General features: G+C 57.3%; 1 protein-coding gene. It reads right to left on the bottom strand.

Annotated features, from left to right (window positions below):
* Nucleotides 1-291: hypothetical protein (locus tag AC1RSI_RS16725; protein ID WP_492322713.1), on the bottom strand; the 291-nt coding region annotated here is incomplete at its 3' end.
* Nucleotides 292-504 lie beyond the last annotated feature (213 nt).

Raw genomic sequence — 504 nt, 5'->3', positions numbered from 1 at the left:
GACGTCCATCCCGAACCTCAAAAGGGGGTCCCTATTGCACGCCGATAGGGGGTCCCTTTTAGACGCCGATTGACAGCTTTGATGCCAGAGCATCAGCAGAGGCAGCACGGCGAGCCCTGCCGGCCGCGTCACCGCGTGATCCCAAAGGGCTTCGAAACCCTGCTGGTGGGCGAACGCCGTCAAGTCCCAGTTACCTTCGAGAAGGCTGGCCCGGTTGGTCACGATCTGCCGAAGACCGGGCTGCCCTTCCATCAATCCGTCCAGCAATTTGGTCCTGCGTTCGATCGACATGCTCTCCCCTTGGATTTCGTTCAGAACGACTCGAATGATCTTACGGAGGTCGCTTGCCTCCGATCGGCCCGTGGTTTGTGATCGATGAGAGATCTTGCTTAGACGACGTTTCGCCATCTTGATTTCTACTTCCGCCTTCCATCTGTGGACGCCCCCTTCAGCGCAAGAGTGATTTTCGGGAATTTCTGACACGTAGTCGGATGCTGCCATCTG

The organism is Brevundimonas sp. GW821-FHT10E09, assembly GCF_058809375.1.
This window is presented reverse-complemented; position numbering and strand designations above follow the sequence as displayed.